The 19,406-nt window shown below is 46.5% G+C and carries 17 protein-coding genes and 2 riboswitches; of the genes, 2 read left to right on the top strand and 15 right to left on the bottom strand.

Features of this window, described 5'->3' with window-relative positions; translation table 11 throughout:
- Positions 1-49: 49 nt before the first annotated feature.
- Positions 50-166, bottom strand: a riboswitch (SAM riboswitch).
- A gap of 137 nt (positions 167-303) precedes the next feature.
- From cysQ to sat, 4 genes are read right to left on the bottom strand one after another with little or no spacing between them, the layout of a single operon-like run.
- Entirely contained in the window at positions 304-1,116 is an 813-nt protein-coding gene (gene cysQ / locus GJB59_RS04110; protein WP_142829124.1) for a 3'(2'),5'-bisphosphate nucleotidase CysQ, read from the bottom strand.
- Positions 1,116-1,718, bottom strand: a complete 603-nt coding sequence (gene cysC / locus GJB59_RS04105; protein ID WP_142829122.1) for an adenylyl-sulfate kinase — start codon at positions 1,716-1,718, stop codon at positions 1,116-1,118. Before cysC ends, cysQ begins: the two co-directional genes overlap by 1 nt.
- 11 nt (positions 1,719-1,729) lie before the next feature.
- The gene (locus GJB59_RS04100; protein ID WP_142829120.1) at positions 1,730-3,508 is read right to left on the bottom strand and encodes an SLC13 family permease; all 1,779 of its coding nucleotides are present in this window, start codon (positions 3,506-3,508) and stop codon (positions 1,730-1,732) included.
- Between the two features lie 17 nt (positions 3,509-3,525).
- A complete protein-coding gene (sat, locus tag GJB59_RS04095) occupies positions 3,526-4,689 on the bottom strand; it encodes a sulfate adenylyltransferase (protein ID WP_142829118.1) in 1,164 nt (387 codons plus the stop codon).
- Between the two features lie 136 nt (positions 4,690-4,825).
- Positions 4,826-4,932: riboswitch (SAM riboswitch) on the bottom strand.
- Positions 4,933-5,160: 228 nt separating this feature from the next.
- Between sat and GJB59_RS04090 the strand changes: the two genes are divergently transcribed.
- Complete coding sequence (locus tag GJB59_RS04090; protein ID WP_185960095.1) at positions 5,161-5,805, top strand: NAD(P)-binding protein; 645 nt, start codon at positions 5,161-5,163, stop codon at positions 5,803-5,805.
- Positions 5,806-5,878: 73 nt separating this feature from the next.
- Here GJB59_RS04090 and xylF read toward each other — a convergent pair whose 3' ends face one another.
- The 9 genes from xylF to GJB59_RS04045 form a co-directional block, all read right to left on the bottom strand.
- The gene (gene xylF / locus GJB59_RS04085; RefSeq protein WP_142829114.1) at positions 5,879-6,937 is read right to left on the bottom strand and encodes a D-xylose ABC transporter substrate-binding protein; all 1,059 of its coding nucleotides are present in this window, start codon (positions 6,935-6,937) and stop codon (positions 5,879-5,881) included.
- Entirely contained in the window at positions 6,930-8,483 is a 1,554-nt protein-coding gene (locus GJB59_RS04080) for a response regulator (RefSeq protein ID WP_142829112.1), read from the bottom strand. The genes xylF and GJB59_RS04080 overlap by 8 nt, the downstream gene beginning before the upstream one ends.
- Complete coding sequence (locus GJB59_RS04075; RefSeq protein ID WP_142829110.1) at positions 8,458-9,924, bottom strand: sensor histidine kinase; 1,467 nt, start codon at positions 9,922-9,924, stop codon at positions 8,458-8,460. The genes GJB59_RS04080 and GJB59_RS04075 overlap by 26 nt, the downstream gene beginning before the upstream one ends.
- Positions 9,921-10,901 (bottom strand): sugar ABC transporter substrate-binding protein, encoded by a 981-nt coding sequence (locus GJB59_RS04070; protein WP_142829108.1) that lies wholly within the window; start codon positions 10,899-10,901, stop codon positions 9,921-9,923. Before GJB59_RS04070 ends, GJB59_RS04075 begins: the two co-directional genes overlap by 4 nt.
- A gap of 136 nt (positions 10,902-11,037) precedes the next feature.
- A complete protein-coding gene (locus GJB59_RS04065; RefSeq protein ID WP_142829106.1) occupies positions 11,038-12,213 on the bottom strand; it encodes a sugar ABC transporter permease in 1,176 nt (391 codons plus the stop codon).
- Positions 12,214-12,225: 12 nt separating this feature from the next.
- On the bottom strand, positions 12,226-13,746 hold the full coding sequence (locus GJB59_RS04060) for an ATP-binding cassette domain-containing protein (protein WP_142829104.1): 1,521 nt from the start codon (positions 13,744-13,746) through the stop codon (positions 12,226-12,228).
- A gap of 85 nt (positions 13,747-13,831) precedes the next feature.
- Positions 13,832-14,953: a sugar ABC transporter substrate-binding protein gene (locus GJB59_RS04055; RefSeq protein ID WP_142829102.1), complete on the bottom strand. Its 1,122-nt coding sequence runs from the start codon at positions 14,951-14,953 to the stop codon at positions 13,832-13,834.
- Positions 14,954-15,135: 182 nt separating this feature from the next.
- Positions 15,136-15,654: a YehS family protein gene (locus GJB59_RS04050; RefSeq protein ID WP_142829100.1), complete on the bottom strand. Its 519-nt coding sequence runs from the start codon at positions 15,652-15,654 to the stop codon at positions 15,136-15,138.
- A 117-nt stretch (positions 15,655-15,771) separates the two neighbouring features.
- Entirely contained in the window at positions 15,772-15,984 is a 213-nt protein-coding gene (locus GJB59_RS04045; protein ID WP_142829098.1) for a hypothetical protein, read from the bottom strand.
- A gap of 258 nt (positions 15,985-16,242) precedes the next feature.
- On the opposite strand from GJB59_RS04045, the gene GJB59_RS04040 reads away from it, so the two are divergent.
- On the top strand, positions 16,243-17,673 hold the full coding sequence (locus tag GJB59_RS04040; RefSeq protein ID WP_142829096.1) for a GH1 family beta-glucosidase: 1,431 nt from the start codon (positions 16,243-16,245) through the stop codon (positions 17,671-17,673).
- A gap of 76 nt (positions 17,674-17,749) precedes the next feature.
- On the opposite strand, the gene GJB59_RS04035 is transcribed toward GJB59_RS04040, so the two are convergent.
- Entirely contained in the window at positions 17,750-18,037 is a 288-nt protein-coding gene (locus tag GJB59_RS04035; RefSeq protein WP_142829094.1) for a PTS sugar transporter subunit IIB, read from the bottom strand.
- Positions 18,034-19,395 carry a PTS galactitol transporter subunit IIC gene (locus GJB59_RS04030; protein WP_203583262.1) on the bottom strand — a complete coding sequence of 454 codons (1,362 nt, stop codon included), beginning with the start codon at positions 19,393-19,395 and terminating at the stop codon, positions 18,034-18,036. The genes GJB59_RS04035 and GJB59_RS04030 overlap by 4 nt, the downstream gene beginning before the upstream one ends.
- Between the last annotated feature and the right edge of the window lie 11 nt (positions 19,396-19,406).

Genomic DNA, 19,406 nt, shown 5'->3' with positions numbered 1-19,406 from the left:
ATATAAAACAAGAAGAGAGGGATCTAATGCGCGTTTGCGGCTGCCTGTCTTCTTATCTTCCAGATCCGATTGGGACCTGCTGGAATTGGCACATGATCCCCGGTCAATGACCAAAGCTGTTGCCGAGGCTTCAAAGGGCCAGTCCCTCCACCTCTCACGATAAGAAATACCTTATAAGATTACTAGGTTTTAATATTTGTATAAATACTATAGCAATAGAAGATACCTGTCAATAAAATTCTGAAAATATCATTTACTTACAATACTCGTTTCCAGTAATTTACTCCTTCTTTATTCACTAACCTATTCATCCCATCCGGCTGCCAAAAACCATTCATTCGTTAGGCTTTCCTGGTTATAGGAAAATCGGCTTTGATCTTTGGCGGATCGCACTGTACCGCCTGCCGCTTCGACAATTGCCTGCCCAGCTGCCGTGTCCCACTCCATTGTCGACGCAAAGCGGGGATAATAATCAGCCTTTCCTTCCGCTACCAGACAGAACTTCAGCGAACTGCCGGCTGATACACGTTCGACCGCCTGGTCGCCTTCCAAAGCTTCAATAAAGTCTTCGGTTTCTGCTGACATATGGGAGCGGCTTGTAACGACTGTGATTTTTCCTGAAGCATTTCTGGCCGACAGCGGTGTGCTTTTTTCACCCAATGCCTCAGTATTTTTGAACTTCGCTTTTGAAGCTTCTGCTATTTTGTAAGCACCGCCGTTTTCTTCCCCATAATAAAAAACATCGGTGGCCGGTACGTAAATGGCACCAAGTACCGGATAGTTGTCTTCTATTAAAGCAATATTGACGGTAAACTCGCCGTTCTGTTTAATAAACTCCTTCGTGCCATCAAGCGGATCCACCAGCCAAAACCGCTTCCACGTTTTTCGTTCTTTATAAGGGATTTCACTGCCTTCTTCACTCAGGACCGGGATATCCGGAAAGGCCCTCTGTAGCCCCAATTCAATCGCTTGATGCGACCGTTGATCGGCAATTGTCAGCGGCGACTCGTCCGCTTTTGTCTCGATTGCCAATTCTTTTCCGTAAACTGCCATAATTTCTTTGCCTGCAGACAGGCTGATTTCAAGCAAGATTAGGGGATCAATACGTTTTTCCATTAGCCCAGGTAGCCAGTTTTCTTTAAATACTCAATAATCACTTGTACCGACTCTTCCAAACTCTGCTTGTCGGTTTCAATAATAATTTCGGGATTTACGGGTTCTTCGTACGGTGCGTCAATTCCTGTAAAGCCTTTGATTTCACCGGCTCTGGCTTTTTTATAAAGCCCTTTCGGATCTCGGGTCTCACAGGTATCTACACTGCACTTCACATAGACTTCGATAAATTCGCCTTCTTCAAGCAAGGCGCGAACTTGATCGCGGTCTTCCAGATATGGAGAGATGAACGCGGACAAGGTTAACACACCTGCATCACTCATCAGTTTGCCGACTTCACCGATTCGGCGGATATTTTCCGTACGGTCTTCCGGGCTGAATCCCAGGTTTTTATTCAAACCGTGGCGAACATTGTCGCCATCCAATAGATACGTACGGATTCCAAGTGAGTGGATTTCTTTTTCCAAGGCTACGGAAACCGTCGATTTCCCTGATCCTGATAATCCGGTGAACCACAAGACTCCACTTTTGTGATTATTCAATTTCTGTCTATCCTGTTTCGTGACACTCGATTCATGCCAGACGATGTTGGTTGATTTGCTCATTTTTTCTCCTCCTAAAACCAGTAATAGTAAACGATTCCGATGGTCACCGACATAACCAGAATACTGAGCGGTGTGCCTACTTTGACATAATCCATGAATTTGTAGCCGCCAGGTCCGTAGACGATCAAGTTGGTCTGATAGCCGATGGGTGTAATAAAGCTGGCTGATGCTGCAATGGTGATAATGACGGCAAAGCCCATTGGGTCGAGCTGCAGGTTGCTGGCCATTTCAATGCCGATCGGGATCATAAGGACTGCCGCAGCACTATTGGTGATCAATTCTGTAAAAATGCTGGTCAATAAATAAATTAAAATGAGGATCGCCAGCAGTCCAAACGGCTGTCCAATTGCCAACAGCCCGTCCGCCGCCCATTGCGCCAGACCGGTTTTAGTCATTGCAGCACCTACACCAAACGCGCTGGCAATCAGCAGCAGGACATTAAACTGCACATCATTTTTTGCATCATCCATAGAAACCGACTTGGTCACCAGCAAAATCAGCACCGCTAATGCCATGGCTTTGAACATCGTCAGCCAGCCGACAATGACGAGAGCGATGGCGCCCAATAACACCAGCAAGGAAAACCAGCCGACAAAGCGGCTTTCCTCTAAGGATTTGGGAGTTTTCATAGAAGATACTACATAAAAGTCATTGGATTGCTGGTACTTTTCCACAAATCCGGTTCCGGCGAGCAGCAGCAGGGTGTCGCCCGGACGCAGGATGATATCGCCGACTTTGCTTTTGATGCGTTCGTTATTGCGATGAACTGCCATGACGCCTGCATCATAGCGCGAACGGAATTGAGATTGCTTAATTGTTTTAGACAGCAGCGAAGATTCATGGGAAACAACCGCTTCCGCCAACTGCGTGTTGCCGTTTTTTAAATCCTCCAGCTGCAAATCAGTTCCGGTCTTCAAGGTCAGCCCTTTTCTTTTTTGCAGATCTGCAATGGTCGCAATAAGTCCTGTAAAAATCAACCGGTCTCCCGACTGTATGATGGTTTTGGAGCTGACCGATGAAATCCGCGTCTGACCGCGAATGATTTCAATCAAGTACAATCCTTTTAAATCCCGCAGCTTTGCTTGTTCGACCGTTTGGTTGGTGTGCGGAAACGTTTCTTCCACCACCATTTCAGCAATGTATTTCCGGGAATCTTCAGTAACCTGCTTGCTGAAGCCCTTGTTTTCCGGCAACAGCATGTTGCCTACCGTAAACAAGTAAATCAAGCCGACAATGGTGATGGGAATGCCGACAATCGCCAATTGAAACAGGGAAAACCCAGGAAGCCCATAATCGATCAGCATGCCGTGCACCACCAGGTTGGTGGAAGTGCCCATCAATGTGATGGTGCCTCCTAAAATCGTGACATACGATAAAGGAATCAACACCTTGGACGGCGCGATATTCCGTTCTTCACACCATTTTTTCAACAATGGCGTCAACGTCACCACAATGGGTGTGTTATTCAGGAAAGCCGAAATCAACGGCAGCGGAAGAAAAATACGAAATAATGAGCCTTTCAGGCTTTTGCCTTTATTCAGCCATCCAATCATCATCTGGTCGATCAGGCCATGCTTTTGTACGGTTCCGACAACGATGAACAATAAGGCAATCGTCAGCATTCCGGGATTGGAAAATCCACGCAATGCTTCTTCGGTCGTTAAAATCCCGGACAGCAGCAACACGACCAATGCCGAAAATACGATCATATCCGGACGGGCAATTTCAAAAAGCAAAGCACTGACCATAGCGACAATGACAATGAGCACAAAAATCATTTGGACTGACATGGGCAACCATCCTCTAATTAGTTACTGATCACGGTCTCCCGCAAGCCTTTGATGAGCACATCGGCCACTTCCGGACGGGAAAACTGCTTCGGCGGCTTTTCCCCGTTGCGAAGCAATTCACGGACTTTCGTGCCGCTTAAATGAACATGATTTTCTGCGGTATGCGGACACGTCTTAGCTGTCGCCATGTTTTCGCATGCATTGCAGTAGAATGAATGCTCGAATTTGAAAATTTGAATGCCCAATTCATCTTCAAACTGGCTGATGAATTCCTGCGCTTCGTATGTGCCGTAATAATCGCCGACACCGGCATGATCGCGGCCGACAATGAAATGTGTACAGCCGTAATTTTTGCGGACAATGGCATGAAGAACCGCTTCTTTCGGACCCGCATAGCGCATTGCGGCAGGGTAGATGGCCAGACGCGCCCGGTCTGCAGGATAATAATGTTTTAAAATGACCTGGTAGCTTTCCATCCGCACTGCCGCTGAAATGTCATCGGATTTCGTTTCACCCACGAGCGGGTTCAGCAAGAGGCCGTCGACCACTTCCAAGGCTGCTTTCTGAATATATTCATGTGCGCGATGCACCGGGTTGCGCGTTTGGAAGCCGACAATCGTTTTCCAGCCCAGTTCCTGGAACAGCTGGCGCGTTTCAACCGGATCCAGATGGAATTCCTCGAACTCGCTGTGATCAGGACGATTCAATAAAGTGATTGGCCCTGCGAGATACACATCGCCTCGTTCATATAGTTTTTTCACGCCAGCGTGCGCTTCCTCAGTCGTCCCGTAAATTTTTTCCGCTTCCAACTGTTTATCGTACGTGTATTTTTCCGTCAGCTGGAGGGTTCCGTAAATGGCGCCGTCCTCGCCTTTCAAAGCTATTTCATCGCCGACTTCGTAGCTGTCCGCTTCTTCCGCAGTTACAGACAGCGTGATCGGCACGCTCCAAACGGTGCCATTGCTGAGTCGTGATGTATGCACCACACTTTCATAATCCTTTTGTCCAAGGAAACCAGTCAACGGGCTGAATCCGCCAATGCCGATCAGTTCCAAATCCGAGATCGCCCAATCTGAAATGAATAGAGAGGAAAGTGTTTCGGCATTCTTTAATGCTTTTTCTCTTTCCGTGCCTGTCACCTGTCTGTTTACCAAATCTCCACCGTGTGCTTTGCTTGTCATGTTATTACCTCCAAGGTTAGTTTTGTGTTTTGCTGTTTTCTTCGCAGCCGTTCTGAAACCAAACTTCCAATGCGTTCGAACAAAAAGAAAAGGACCCTCTTCAATTAAGAAGAAGGTCCCAAAAAACAAAACAATCTTCTTATCTTCTAGGCTGGTAAAAGCCTATTGGAGTTAGCACCGTTTCCTTAAAGGAGGGTTGCTGAGACATCAAAGGGCCAATCCCTCCGTCTCTCTTGATAAGAACGCATATTCAATTTTGATGTTAGTTGTTTGAAATATTTGATTTTACAAAGTATATAATAGACTATTCCGAGTGTCAAACTATGTTTTAAAGTTTTTTCATTTTTTCAAATGGAAAAGCCGGCATGCCAGGATCGGAAGAATAAAATTATTTGGTATGCGAAAATCGGTGAGTTGAACGCAGAAACAGATTTATTTGATAGTATTAGGAGAGTTGAGGAGGCGAAGAAGATGACTGTCATTCCCATCATGATCGATTTGGAAGATAAAAAAGTGGTTGTTGTTGGCGGCGGAAAAATCGCCAAGCGAAAGCTGGATGTTTTGCTGGATAGTGGAGCTGAACTAATCGTCGTCAGCCCCACTGTAACAAAGGAAATAAATTTATGGGCTGAAGAAGAGAAAATTATTTGGAAGCAAAAAGAATTCGAGCCTCAAGATGCAGAAGAAGCTTTTATGCTGGTTATCGCGACAGACAGCCCAACCGTCAATGCAGCTGCACGAAAAGCCGCACCGTCCAATTGCCTGGTGAATGCTTCGGGTGAAGCTGAGTCCGGCAATGTCCATTTTCCCGCTCATTTTAAGAGAGGCAAATTGAGCATTGCTGTTGCCACAGCCGGCGCAAGCCCCATGCTCGCCAAAAAGATCAAACAGGAGCTGCAAATGCAATTTGACGAAAGCTATGAACAATACTTGGAGTTTCTTTATAGTGCCAGACAGCTGCTCAAGCAAACGGGTCTGCCAAGGAGCGCCAAAGAAGAATACTTGCGCAACTTCCTGGACCAATCTTTTTTACACCCTGAGATTCAGCAGCAAGCACTCGGCGAATTGCAGCTGCTCGCAAACAAAGCGGGCGATTCCGGACAAGGTTCAAACTGAAAATCTGCTGCACGACAAGCCGGTTCAGCTCGGAAATATGTACTTTAGAATTTCTGAATTGCCGATTTGCCCATTATTCATTTGCTGCTCCGTAAACATCCGTTCCTGTGTGGAAGCCATCTGCAATAACTGTATCCCGCATATTCTCGGCCGTTACCGGAATCGGCGCCAGAAGAATGGATGGCACATCGATCTTGCCGTTGTTAACAGATCTAACGGTAGTGACGGTTTCCCCTCTTGCCATCCTGACAGCCAAAGCAGCTGCTTGTTTGGTTAAAGTCTGGATGGGTTTGTAGACGGTCATTGTCTGTGTTCCGCCGACAATCCGCTGTGCGGCTGCAAGTTCTGCATCCTGTCCCGCTACCGGAATTTCCCCTGCTAAGCCTTGTGCTTCCAATGCCTGAATAACTCCGCCCGCAGTCGCGTCATTTGCAGCGATGACCGCATCGATTTGATTGTTGTTCGCAGCGAGCGCTTCAGTCATATTGAGAAATGCTTTTTCCGGCGACCAGTCTTCGGTCCATTGGTCGTAGACAATTTTAATGTCTCCCCGATCGATGGCTGGCTGCAGTACATTAAATACGCCTTTTTTTATCAGGTGAACATTATTGTCGGTCGTTGCTCCTCCAATATAGACGTAATTCCCTTTTGGCACCAGGTCCAAAATCGCCGTTGCCTGCATTTCGCCTACTCGCTCGTTATCGAATGATACGTATAGATCGATATCGGCATTTTTCACCAGACGGTCATAAGCAATAACCTGAATTCCGGCACGGTGCGCAGTATGGACGATTGCCGCTGTCGCCTCTGCGTTATGCGGCACTATAACCAAAAGGTCGATGCCTTGTTGTATCAGCGTTTCAGCCTGCGTAAGCTGCAACGCATCATCGCCGTTGGCTGCCACAATCTCCACTTCGGCACCCAAATCCTCTATTGCTTCCTTGAACAAAGCCTGGTCTTTCAGCCAGCGCTCCTCCTTTAGCGTATCCATGGAAAATCCGATTTTGATGGTCTCTTCATCCACAACCGGTGTTTTTTCGGGAACGGCTTTGCTGGCAGGCACGCCGGCTGTGCAGGCAGCAAGCAAAAGACTGATGAATAAAAACAAAGCCAAATGAATTTTTTTATTCATCGCTGTGATCTTTCCTTTCCGTCAGAAGTGTCCGGCGGTATTCCTTTGGAGACACCTCATTCATCTTTTTGAACACTTTGCTGAAATAATTCGGCTCATGGTAACCAATTTCAAAGGAGATTTCCTTTAAGCTTTTCTGCGGGTCTCCCAATAGTTTTTTTGCTTTGTCCATACGGCAGGAAGTCAGGAAATCAATGTAATTGATGCCCAGTTTTTCTTTGAACATCTTGCTCAGATAAATCGGACTCAGCTCTACTTTGCGCGCCAGCGCGTCCAATGAAATGTCTTCATGGGAATGATCCATAATATACTGCTTGATCTGATGGATTTTATCCACTTCAAGGCGGTCATAATGTTCCAGGTAAACCCTTTTTAATCCCTCGATCACTTGAAGTGTTTCGCCAAGCAGCTGCCGATGATCTTTGGCTTGGATCGTGTAATAGGGGATCGTGGCGTCAATGCCCATTTCTCCCATAACCCTCGCGGTGACCCATAAAAATTCAAGTGTTCGCTGCTGGGTCCACAGGATATTGGCTCCTTCCTGCTCGAAGCGCCGGATCAAGTCCATCACCAAGCGGTCGATCGACTCCCATTCTCCTAACCGAATAAAATCGAACAGCCTTTTCTCCTGCTGCTTGACGAAAGCTGCATCGCCCGCTTTTTCAAGAGATGGAACATCAGAGGAGAATCGGTATCTTGCTGGCAGCGACAAATCCATCGTGGCGATCAGGGATTTCTGGTAGGAATTCCGGATATCCTCCAACGATTCACAGACCGGACCCACGCCGACAAACCAGCCATCCTGCCGGTTTTCCGAAATCGACAAGATTGCTTTCACCAGCGAAACTGCCTGGGAACGAAACGACTTTTCTTTATTCCGAAAGACGATGATAGGCAATTGGCGGCCATACAACGCCCCGATCCATGCACTTTCAGTTTGGCGAATTTTCTCTTTTACTTGCGGGTAAAATTTCTCCAAGCCTTCCGGCACCAGCACCGTCATGACGAACTTTTCTGCAGTCGCCGGTATTTCCAATAAATCCACGAGCAGTTCGATATGGACATCGTGGACATGGTCGAACAGCAATTGAGTAACGATATCGGTTTCCACAATAGCCAAAGCTTTTTGAAAGTCTTCCTGCTGCTGGTGTTGAACAGCGGTAGCCTGTTCTTTTCGGGCTCGCTGCTCCAACAGTTTGCCAACCGTCGCCACGATTTCTCCGGCTTTGCTCGGTTTCAGCAAATAATCTTTGACACCCAACTTAATTGCCTGACGGGCATAATCAAACGTGTCGAAAGCCGTGACCATGACGAATTGAATATCCCGATTTTCCAGCTGAATTTTTTCTATTGCTTCGAGCCCGGTCATTCCCGGCATCATAATATCCATAAATATCCAGTCTGGTTTCCAGGACTCCGCCAAGTCAATCGCTATTTTGCCGTTTCTCGCCTGTTTGATATCAAAATCGTTATAGGAGCGCTGCAAAATAGCCTGCATGCCGTCCCGTTCAATCGGCTCATCATCTACTATCAACAGCTTGATCATGGTTAGTTGTCCCCCTGACTTTCGGTAATTTCAAAATAATTTTGGTTCCTCGTCCTATTTCACTTTCTACAGCCACCAAATCATCCTTGCCATAAAACAGCTGCAGCCTTTTAACAACATTGGCAAAACCAATGCCGGTCGAGTGGCCTTCGGCGGGCACAATTGTACCTTCGAGCAGCTGCTGTCGCTTATCCGAACTCATCCCTTTGCCGTTATCCTCGATTTCAATCCATACTTCATCTTGTTGGTCTTTGATGCGGAACCATATATGGCCACCATCTTCTTCCGGTTCAATTGCATGAATCACTGCATTTTCAATAAGCGGCTGCAGCGTGAGGCCCGGAATCTGCAAATTTAAGCAGCCGGAATCCAGCTCCGTAAAAAACTGCAGCCGATCGCTGAACCGCGCTTTCTGGATTTCCATGTATTGGCGGAGGACAAATTCTTCTTCAGCCAGCGTCACAGCACGGTCCATGCGCTTTAAGTTATAGCGCAGCAAACTGGCAACACTGACCAGCAAGTCGCTGGTTTCTTCAGCGCCATCCAAGTAGGCTTTTTTTGATAAAGTATTCAAGGTATTGAAGAGGAAATGAGGATTGATCTGGCTTTGCAGGTTGTGCAATTGGCTTTGCTGAAGCAGCAGCTTGCTGTCCTGCAGCTCCCGTTCCAATTGGGCTTTCTGCTGGATTTCCAAAATCATGCCATTGATATTCCGGCGCATATGATTAAAAGTTTTAGCCAAAAAAGAAATTTCGTCGTTGGAATCCACATAAATTGTCTGATCAAAACGGCCCTTCGCCAATTCGTTCGCCGCTTTCGTCAATTGATGGATCGGCTTAGTGATGCTGAGTGAGAACAAGTACGTAAACAGCAATAGCGCCGCTGTAATCAACAGCAGCAGCCAGACACCCAGTTTTTTTAATTCCGCCGATTGCTCGATGATTCCCCTGTAAAAGCCTTCGTACGTTTTCAACTCTGTATCAATAATGGTTAGCGTCATTTCTGAAATATACATGGATATGCGGTTAGCTTCCGTAAATTCCGTCAGGGAAGCTTCGGTGTCTCCCTCTTCTTGAAAACTTACGGATCGATCCACTGTTTCTATAAAACTGCCGATAAGGTGGCTGTAATTTGTCAATGCAAATTCATTTTCCACATTCCGCAATCCATAGACCGTCGATTGAACGTCTAGAAGGCGTTCTCTGCTGGCTTGCAGACTAGATTGCGTATCATCTGAGGGCATCAATAAGTAATTATTCAAATCCGTCACCATCTGCTGGCTTTCACTGGTGATTTCATTCATCTCCAAGTAGCGCTGCAAAATGTCATTGTATTGAGTCTGTATTTTTTGATTGTAGAAGGTCAGCGTCAGCCATATGGCAATCATCATCACCAACACCACGAGTGCAAGCATCCAGATCTTTTTCTGAATTGTATTCATGGCTGAGCTTCCGCCCCTTTCACGATGCGGATATCAGTGGTATATCCCGCAGATTCCAGAGGAACCACTTCATTTCTTAACCATTGCATCATCAATTCAACACTTTGCTCACCCATCTGTTCGGGCGACTGCTGAATCATTGCATCGAGCTTGCCTTGTTCCAGCAGGGACGCCGTTTCGGATCCATCATCAAATGAATAAAGGTAGTATGGCTCTAATTGGGCGCGTCTGCTGATTTCTTTCATCATCGGTCCGACATGATTGGCATTCAAGGCAATAAATGCCTCGACAGCCGGGTGCTGGTTGAGGATATTTTGAGTGGCAGCAACGATTTCTTCATCCGACTTTCCGCTTTCTGCATAAACCGTTGAAATATCGGCATGCTGCGCCAGACTTTCCGTCACTCCCTGCAGCCGCTGCTGTTGGCTGTATTGCTGCTCGATATCGCCAAGCACCACGACCTGCCCGCTCCCGCCCATCTCCTTAACCAATTGTTCTGCCAGCATTTTTCCGGCAGCATAATGGTCAGATCCTACAAAAGTTTTGCGCAAACTCTCTTCTACCGGTACGTCATTGGCAACCGTAATAACAGGAATGCCATAAAACGCCGCTTTCTCTTTCGTCAACGCCTTAAACTCATCCGTATCCAGCCCTTGCACGATCACGCCATCCACTTTGGAATGCAGAGCGATTTCGATCTGCTTTAAAAAATCTTCACGGTTATTACCATAGCTTCCCCAAACATCCAAAATCACTCCTTCCTGTTCGGCTTGCGCTGCGGCTCCTGCTCCAACTTTTTCCCAGAAAGGCGTTTCCAGCTCTTGCGTGATTAGTACAAGCCGGTAGCTTTCTTCATCCGCCGGAACTGCGGCAGGCAATTGCCAGTCGGATCGAAACGCGCCTTCTGCCGACCATAAGGTGAAAAATCCAAGAACTGCACAGAGGGAGCAAAGGACGATTATGACTTTTTTTCTCACGGGATTTGGCTCCTTTTCGGTAGTGAACTCTTTCCATCTTACCACTTGGCTGAAAATTCACAATATGTCACCAGATGAGCAAAAAGCATCTCCCAAAAAGGAGATGCCGCTCTATTTTCTTTGCTCTCAAACCCGCCTAAGCACGCTGACGGCGCGTCATTACATCAAATATCACAGCCGCCGCCAAAACGCCGCCGCGAATCATGTATTGATAGGAAATTCCGGTGCCCAAAAGGTTCATCCCGCTCGATAAGCAAGCCATAACCACAGCCCCGATAATGGCTCCTGTGACACGTCCCACACCACCTGCTGAAGAAACGCCGCCCACATAAGCAGCTGCAATGGCGTCCAACTCGAACAAAGTACCGGCCGTAGTTGTTGCCGACTGAAGACGTGAAGTAAACAGCAATCCGGACAAAGCTGCCAGCATGCCCATAGAGCCGAACACGATATAAGTGATTTTCTTCACATTAATACCGCTTAAATGCGCTGCTTCCGGATTACTGCCGACTGCGTAAATATTGCGCCCTAACACGGTCTTTGTCGTCAGGAAATGATAGATGACCACGACCAGCAGCATAATGACCATGGTCCATGAAAATCCGTTATAGCCTGCTAAAATCCAGGTAATGTAGGCAATAATCAAAGAAACCAGCAAAAGCTTGATGAGGAAAATGCCGCTCGACATGACGTCAAACCCATAAGTCATTTTATTTTTCCGAGTGGAAATTTCACTGTAGATGTATAAGATGATGGCTGCAACGCCGACCAGCAAAGAAAGCAGGTGAAGGCCGTTGACCAGCATCAGTGAAGGAATAAAACCGTTGCCGATGGCATTGAATTGATCATTGTTGATGATGATTGTTCCGGTATCTTCCGTGACGTTCAGCAAAGCTCCACGGAAAATGAGCATGCCCGCCAGTGTTGCTACAAAAGCCGGGATTCCAAGCTGCGCAATCAAAAACCCATTGAAGCAGCCGATCAAAATCCCAAACAGCAAAATGACGGGAATGGTGATCCAAATGGAAAAACCAAGCTGCGTCATGAAGATGGCCGCGACAGCCCCTAAAAAGCCGGCAACAAAACCTACGGATAAATCGATGTGGCGGATAACGATGACCAACGTCATGCCGACAGCGAGGACAGCAATATAGCCTGCCGAGTCAAGCAAGTTGCTGATGTTCCGGGAAGAGATGAACAGGCCATCAGTCATGATTGTAAATGTCAGCATGATGACGATCAACGCGATGTACATGCCGTAATCGCGGATATTTAGTTTTACGATGGATTTGGCTTCCGTAAATAGATTCATTGTGACTGCCTCCTATTGCGTCGCGAGCTCCATAATGGTCTCTTGAGTCGTTTCTTCAATTGCCAATTCGCCTTTTACCGCACCTTCAGCCATGACGTAGATGCGGTCGCTCATCCCCATAATCTCGCCAAGTTCCGAGGAAATCATGATGATGCTGAGCCCTTCTTTGATCAGTTCGTTCATGATGGTATAGATTTCGAATTTTGCTCCAACATCAATCCCGCGGGTGGGTTCATCGAGGATGAGAATTCTCGGTCCTGTGAACAGCCATTTGCCGAGCGAGACTTTCTGCTGGTTTCCGCCGCTCAATTTGCCGACAACTTGTTCAAGTGAGCTGGCTTTGATGTTGAGCGATTTTTTATAATCTGTTCCGACTTTCACTTCTTCGTTCAAGTTCAGGATGCCTTTTTTGGAAATGCCTTTCATGTGGGCAGCCGAGACATTGATTTTGATGTCCTGTATCAGAAACAGGCCGTCGCCTTTGCGGTCTTCCGTCACATAGGCAATGCCCGCTTTGATGGCATCGCTGGTGTGCTTGAAGTTTTTCTTTTCCCCGTGTACTTCCAGCTCTCCTGCGAGCTTGTAGTTTTTAGGATTGCCGAAGATGCTGAGTGCCAGCTCTGTCCGGCCAGATCCCATGAGACCTGCAATGCCAACGATTTCTCCTTTTTTCACTTCCAGGTTGATGTTCTTTGCCACTTTTCGGCCCAGTTGCGTGTCGTAGGCAGACCAATCTGTCAGCTTTAACACCGTTTCGCCGATTTTCTTGTCCGGCCGTTTCGGATAGATGTCTTCAATTTCACGGCCGACCATATTTTTGATGATGATGCTTTCAGTGATTTCACCTTTTTGCGCATCCAGCGTGCAGATCGTCTTGCCATCCCGCAGCACCGTGGCTTTGTCAGCTATCGAAATCACTTCTTTCAATTTATGTGAAATCATGATGCAGCTGATGCCCTGGCTTTTCAGTTCCTTCAATAAATCCAATAAATTTTCGCTGTCATTTTCGTTCAAGGCAGCCGTCGGTTCATCGAGAATCAGCAGTTTCACGTCTTTGCTGAGGGCTTTGGCGATTTCAACCAGCTGCTGTTTTCCGACGCCGAGATCCTTGATCAAGGTTTCCGGCGTGACATTCAGTTTTACTTTTTTCAGCATGCGAGTCGCTTGAACGACGGTTTCATTCCAGTCGACAAAAGGCCCTTTTTTGATTTCGTTGCCCGCAAAAATGTTTTCGTATACAGTCAAATCCGGGAACAGGGCAAGCTCTTGGTAGATGATGCCGATTCCGGCCCGGACACTGTCATTGATTTCGTTGAACTGCTGTACCTCTCCTTCGAAAACGATGTCTCCTTTATATGTTCCGTAAGGGTAAACACCACTCAGAACTTTCATCAAAGTGGATTTTCCAGCTCCATTTTCACCAATCAGGCAGTGGATTTCTCCCTTTTCGACTTTAAAGCTGACATCGGAGAGGGCCTTTACGCCTGGAAACTCTTTGGTGATATTGTTCATTTCCAAAATATAATCATTCATGCAATTGCCTCCCTGCTTTAAATACGAGTGAAACGGAAGAACAGCGATAGAAGTTCTATCACTATTTTTCCGCTTCGTCGTACTTTTACTCTAGCCCTGTAAACTCACTTGCTTCGTAATACTCGGAATCGATCAATTCAGCTTTAACGTTTTCCTGGTCGACAACAATGACCGGTGTCTGTTTCGCTTTTACTTCTACCGATCCATTGTCATAAGTTCCAGTCGTTTCAGGTGTATTGCCGTCCAATACTTCAACTGCCATACCCATTGCATCTGTAACCAATGAACGAACATCTTTAAAGACCGTCATGGATTGCTTTTCGTCAATGATGTACTGGATCGATGCTTTCTCTGCATCTTGTCCAGTAATCAAATAGCTGGATACCGCACCATCTGAAGCGAATACATCTGCGATCGAACGAGCCGTCCCATCATTCGGGGCAAGAACTGCTACATCGCCTTTCATGTCATCCCCTACAGAAGTCAAATGTGTTTGTGCTTTGTTTTTGGATTCATTCGGGTCCCAGTTGGTCGTAACCTGGCCGATGATTTGGCTCAATTGCTCACGTGAAAGTTCTTTCGTATCTTTTAATGCTTCCGCTTCGCTGGAGTTGGCTACTTTAAACGTGCCATCCGCGATTTTCGGCTGAAGCACTTCCCATGCTCCCTGGAAGAACAGGAAGGCATTGTTATCTGAAGAAGCTCCTGCATACAAGTAAAGAGGAATATCCGTGCCTTCAGCATTGTCGACCAGGTACTGTGCCTGAGCCGCTCCCACTGCCAAACTGTCAAATGTCACGTAATAATCGACTGCATCCGTGTCTGTGATCAAACGATCGTAGGCAATGATGGTCACATCTTCTGCTTTTGCCGCTTCCACTGCTGCTGCAGCTGCTGGCCCATCGTGAGGAGTAATGATCAGGACCTTGATGCCTTTGTTCAACAAAGCTTCAACATTTTCTTTTTCTTTTGCTGAAGATCCTTGGCTGAATAGAATTTCGGTCGAATAATCTGAATCTGCCAATGCATCTTTAAAGCGCTGTTCATCCTGAACCCATCTTGGCTCGTCCTTGGTCGGCAATACAATTCCTACGTCGACAGCTGACGAAGATCCTCCTCCACTGGCGTCGCTATTACATCCGGCAGCTACTAGGGCAAATACCACAAGCATCATCAGAAACAGAACACTTTTTAAACTCTTTCTCATTTTTTTCCCTCTCCCTTTGAATAAATTAAGTACTACTTTAGTATAAATTCAGTTTTCATTAATGAAAGCGCTATCACTAGCACTCTTTTAACATTATCTGTATTTTTTCAACTTTCTATAACTTTTTTGCACAAAAAAAGCAGGTCCACTTGCCGATCAATCCGACAGGTGGAACCGCTCTTTTATTTTCTGTATTTGATCGCCAGTCCTTTAAGGAAGTTGCGCGCGTAGCGATCGCCGCATTCTTTGTAATTTTTGTGGCCCACTTTTCGCAGCAATGCGCCAAGTTCCCCTCTTGTTACGGTAACGCCGGCTAAATCCCAAATTTCCAGGACATCTTCACTGTTCAGCTGCAAAGCGATTTTCACCTTTTTCAACAGCAGGTTGTTTGAGCGTTCGTTCGTCAAGGCTGGAATCTCAGGCTGCCCGGGTTTAGGCTCCTGACGGCCTCTTTTGAAAATGATCAGGCCATTCAAAAACGACTCAAACAAATGGTCGTCCGCTTTGATGTAGTCTTCGTTAACCGGCTCAGCCCAGATGCTGTTATCGTCTTCTTCGTCGCTTTCCGGCGTTTTCGTCAGCACTTTCAGCACTTCTTCTTTGCTCAGTTCCACGCCGCCCAGCTTGAAAATCTCGACCATATCTTTGTTTTTTATGTCCAGCGCATAGCGCAGCCGGATCAATAAATCATTGTTATCCATTCTATTTGCCTCCTGTTGACTTCCCATATTGATGTCTATCCACATTAAATCCAATTCTAATAATAGCACATATTTTCGAGTCCATCAGGCTTGCAAATAAACTGCAAAAAAGACAGCTTATATGACTGTCTCGTGGTTTTCCCTATTCTTTATAGCTTTTAATTGCTTGACCTTATCCTGCAGGTCCACAATAATTTCCAGAGACTCTTTATCATCTTTTGACTCTTCATAAAAAAACTGCAAATCGCGCTCCATGTCTGCCAAACGTTCGTTGTAATGCTTGAGTTTCTCGGCAATAAGCAACCGCTTTGCTTCTTCTACATTCTTCATTTCTTTTTACCTCCGCCTTAAATGACAAAAGCTTCATTTTCTTCAGTATTCCCCTTTTCATACCTTCTAATCAATTCTTTTTGTCTTTTCTGTGTCTAAAGAAGCAAATAAAAATCGTTTAGTCTCTTATCTTGAACCTTATCACCCAATAACCACTCTGAATCATCCTGCTCACTATTCGTTCATGTTATGGGATATGTCTCCCGGCACTCGCCTGCTATACTGTAAAGTAGCAAATGCAGATGGAGGTTGTGCAACATGAAAAATAACGAGATTCAAACTAAATTTCCGCATGACTTTTTGTTCGGCGCAGCTTCTGCTTCCTACCAAGTAGAAGGTGCCGCCAATGAGGACGGCAAAGGCCCTACTAACTGGGACGTCTTTTCCAAGATTCCCGGTAAAACTTTTGAAGGAACAAATGGCGACATCGCCGTCGATCATTACCACCGCTACAAGGAAGATGTCCGATTAATGGCTGAGATGGGCCTTGAATCGTACCGTTTTTCCGTTTCATGGGCGCGCATTTTGCCTGACGGTGATGGCGAAGTGAATGAAAAAGGCCTGGAATTTTACAACAACCTGATCGACGAATGCCTGAAATACGGCATCGTTCCTTTTGTTACATTATATCACTGGGATTTGCCGCTGGCACTGGAAGAAGATGGCGGCTGGACCAGCAAGCGGACAGCCGAAGCATTCGTCAAATATGCGAAAATCTGTTTCCAATCGTTCGGCGACCGTGTCAAGCATTGGATCACGTTCAATGAAACCGTCATGTTCTGTGGATTGGGCTATTTAAAAGGCGCTCATCCACCCGGCATCCAGAACAATGAAAAGAAATACTTCCAAGCCACGCATAATGTTTTCTACGCGCATGCCAAGGCTGTCGAAGCTTATAAGAAGCTTAAGCAATACGGTGAAATCGGCATTACCCATGTATTCCTTCCGGCTTACAGCGTCGACGGCAACGAAAGCAATTTAGAAGCTGCCCAGCACGCCAATGAATATGAAACGTTCTGGTATTACGATCCGATTTTAAAAGGAGAATACCCGCCGTACGTCGTCAAGCAGCTGGAGGAAAAAGGCTGGACACCCGACTGGACCGACGAAGAGCTGGACACCTTGAGAAGAAATGCCGACAACAATGATTTTATCGGCCTCAACTATTACCAGCCGGTCCGTGTGGAAAAAAACTTCGAAGCGGTTTCGTCCATAGAGCATTCAAGAGAAAGCTCCACACTGGTACCCGGCAGCCCTTCTTTTGACGGCTACTACCGGACCGTCAAAATGGATGATAAAACTTATACCAAATGGGGCTGGGAAATCTCGCCTCAAGGATTTTTGGATGGACTGCATATGTTAAAAGCGCGTTACGGCGACATCAAAATGTATGTTACTGAAAATGGGCTCGGCGATGAAGACCCGATCATCGACGGCGAAATCGTCGATGTTCCGCGCATTAAATACATTGAAGAACATTTAAAAGTCATCAAACTCGCCATAAGCCAAGGCATCAACCTGAAAGGCTATTATGCCTGGTCGGCTATCGATTTGCTGAGCTGGCTAAACGGCTATAAAAAGCAATATGGCTTTATTTATGTCGACCATAAGGATGGACTGAACCGCAAGAAAAAGCTGTCGTTTCACTGGTACAAAAAAGTGATTGAGACACGTGGAGAAGATCTATAAAACCAATAATAAAACCAGCCGTTTGTGAAATCGATTGATTTCACAAACGGCTGGTTTTTCTTTTGAGCACTATTCGTTACTCGCGTTTGATTTCCGCCAGCACTTTCTCATACATGGCATCAACGCCGATGCCAGTCAACAGCGGCACTCCATCAATCACTTTGTCTTTTATGTTATTCGGCACCAAAGTGGTCGACAGCACAACATCGTATTCGTCAATCCGGCCGATTTCATCACTGACTTTCGACTGGTAAATTTTCACTTCCTGGCTCAAGTTATTATCTTTCAGCCATTGTTCGACTTTTCCTTTGACCACAGTCGAAGTGGCAATGCCTGTGCCGCACATAATCAATAATTTTTTCATTTAATGTCCTCTCCCTCTCCTGTTGCTGTCTGTTTCTGGCGTTTCGGCTTGATTTTATTCTGGTAAATCAGTCCGAACAAGATCAATAACCCCAACCCTATCATGCCGTACCAGCTGAGAATTTTAGGAATCCAAACAAAGATAAAAGTTGTCCAAACCGCTCCATCGATCAAGGACGAAATACTGGTGTTCTCGCCCATCTCGAAATTCGATGCAATGGCAGCGTCCGTAAAGAGGGGCGCAATCCATGTAGCGATATAGAAACCAACGCCGATATAAATCGATCCGCCAATTACCGTCCGGATGATATTCCCTCTGAATATCGGTACCATTAAGCAGATCAGGAAGGGGATGGAGGCAAGGTCTGCAAACGGCAGAACGGAATTTCCCGGCAGCAGGACGGCCATAAAAATGGTGATCGGCACTATCAGCAACGCGGAAGACAGCACAGCCGGATGGCCAATCGCCAAAGCGCTGTCCATGCCGATGTAGAGGTCTCTTCCCGGGAAACGTTTTTTGACAAACTCGCCAGCCGCCTCCGAAACCGGTATCAACCCTTCCATCAACAAGGCAACCATTCTTGGAAGCAGAACCATGACGGCACCAGTCTGAATAGACAGTTGCAGGATGCCTGGGATGTCGTATCCTGCCAACACCCCGATCAGGATCCCGATCAATACGCCAATGATGGTGGAGTCGCCCAAAATCCCCAGTCTTTTTTGGATCGATTCCGGATCGGCTTCCAGCTTGTTGAATCCTGGAATCCGGTCAAAAACCCAGTTCATCGGCATCGCCACAAAAGCGGACGGCGCCGAAGTTCCATGTGGAAAGGTGATGTTCTGGAACCCGTAAAATTTCTCGATATGCTTGGCCAAGACGTCTGCCATCAAATAAAGTAGCAGCAAGTGAACAATGATGGTCAAGACCCCCAGCCAAAAATCCGAAGTCAATGCGTAGACCAAGGAGCCGGTGAATGCCACGTGCCAAAAATTCCAAATGTCGACGTTCAGCGTTTTGGTCAAGCCAAAAGTCAGCAACAGTAAATTGACACCAACTCCCAGCGGAATGGCCAAACTCCCCAAAGACGTGCCGTAAGAAATTGCAGAAGCAGCTGGCCAGCCTACGTCGATGGTGTTTAACTCAAATCCGAAATTATCGACCATCGACTGAGCGGCTGGTCCCAAGCTCGAAACCAGCAACCCGATGACCAGGTTGATCCCGACAAACCCAATCCCGACAATGATGCCGGCCCGAAGTGCTTTGCCCGGTTTGGTGCCCAGTACCAGTGCAAAGATAAAAATTAAAATTGGAAGCAAAACAGAAGCACCAAGATCTACAAACCATTGCAGGAATCCCATCAACTTCACTC

This window comes from Planococcus soli (genome assembly GCF_016881065.1).
GTDB lineage: Bacteria > Bacillota > Bacilli > Bacillales_A > Planococcaceae > Planococcus > Planococcus soli.
This window is presented reverse-complemented; position numbering and strand designations above follow the sequence as displayed.

What these genes read in the sequence shown, in the direction of transcription:
- cysQ (WP_142829124.1), bottom strand. Translation starts at nt 1,116, where the DNA reads ATGGAAAAACGTATTGATCCCCTAATCTTGCTTGAAATCAGCCTGTCT.
- cysC (WP_142829122.1), bottom strand. Translation starts at nt 1,718, where the DNA reads ATGAGCAAATCAACCAACATCGTCTGGCATGAATCGAGTGTCACGAAA.
- GJB59_RS04100 (WP_142829120.1), bottom strand. Translation starts at nt 3,508, where the DNA reads ATGTCAGTCCAAATGATTTTTGTGCTCATTGTCATTGTCGCTATGGTC.
- sat (WP_142829118.1), bottom strand. Translation starts at nt 4,689, where the DNA reads ATGACAAGCAAAGCACACGGTGGAGATTTGGTAAACAGACAGGTGACA.
- GJB59_RS04090 (WP_185960095.1), top strand. Translation starts at nt 5,161, where the DNA reads ATGACTGTCATTCCCATCATGATCGATTTGGAAGATAAAAAAGTGGTT.
- xylF (WP_142829114.1), bottom strand. Translation starts at nt 6,937, where the DNA reads ATGAATAAAAAAATTCATTTGGCTTTGTTTTTATTCATCAGTCTTTTG.
- GJB59_RS04080 (WP_142829112.1), bottom strand. Translation starts at nt 8,483, where the DNA reads ATGATCAAGCTGTTGATAGTAGATGATGAGCCGATTGAACGGGACGGC.
- GJB59_RS04075 (WP_142829110.1), bottom strand. Translation starts at nt 9,924, where the DNA reads ATGAATACAATTCAGAAAAAGATCTGGATGCTTGCACTCGTGGTGTTG.
- GJB59_RS04065 (WP_142829106.1), bottom strand. Translation starts at nt 12,213, where the DNA reads ATGAATCTATTTACGGAAGCCAAATCCATCGTAAAACTAAATATCCGC.
- GJB59_RS04060 (WP_142829104.1), bottom strand. Translation starts at nt 13,746, where the DNA reads ATGAATGATTATATTTTGGAAATGAACAATATCACCAAAGAGTTTCCA.
- GJB59_RS04055 (WP_142829102.1), bottom strand. Translation starts at nt 14,953, where the DNA reads ATGAGAAAGAGTTTAAAAAGTGTTCTGTTTCTGATGATGCTTGTGGTA.
- GJB59_RS04050 (WP_142829100.1), bottom strand. Translation starts at nt 15,654, where the DNA reads ATGGATAACAATGATTTATTGATCCGGCTGCGCTATGCGCTGGACATA.
- GJB59_RS04045 (WP_142829098.1), bottom strand. Translation starts at nt 15,984, where the DNA reads ATGAAGAATGTAGAAGAAGCAAAGCGGTTGCTTATTGCCGAGAAACTC.
- GJB59_RS04040 (WP_142829096.1), top strand. Translation starts at nt 16,243, where the DNA reads ATGAAAAATAACGAGATTCAAACTAAATTTCCGCATGACTTTTTGTTC.
- GJB59_RS04035 (WP_142829094.1), bottom strand. Translation starts at nt 18,037, where the DNA reads ATGAAAAAATTATTGATTATGTGCGGCACAGGCATTGCCACTTCGACT.
- GJB59_RS04030 (WP_203583262.1), bottom strand. Translation starts at nt 19,395, where the DNA reads ATGGGATTCCTGCAATGGTTTGTAGATCTTGGTGCTTCTGTTTTGCTT.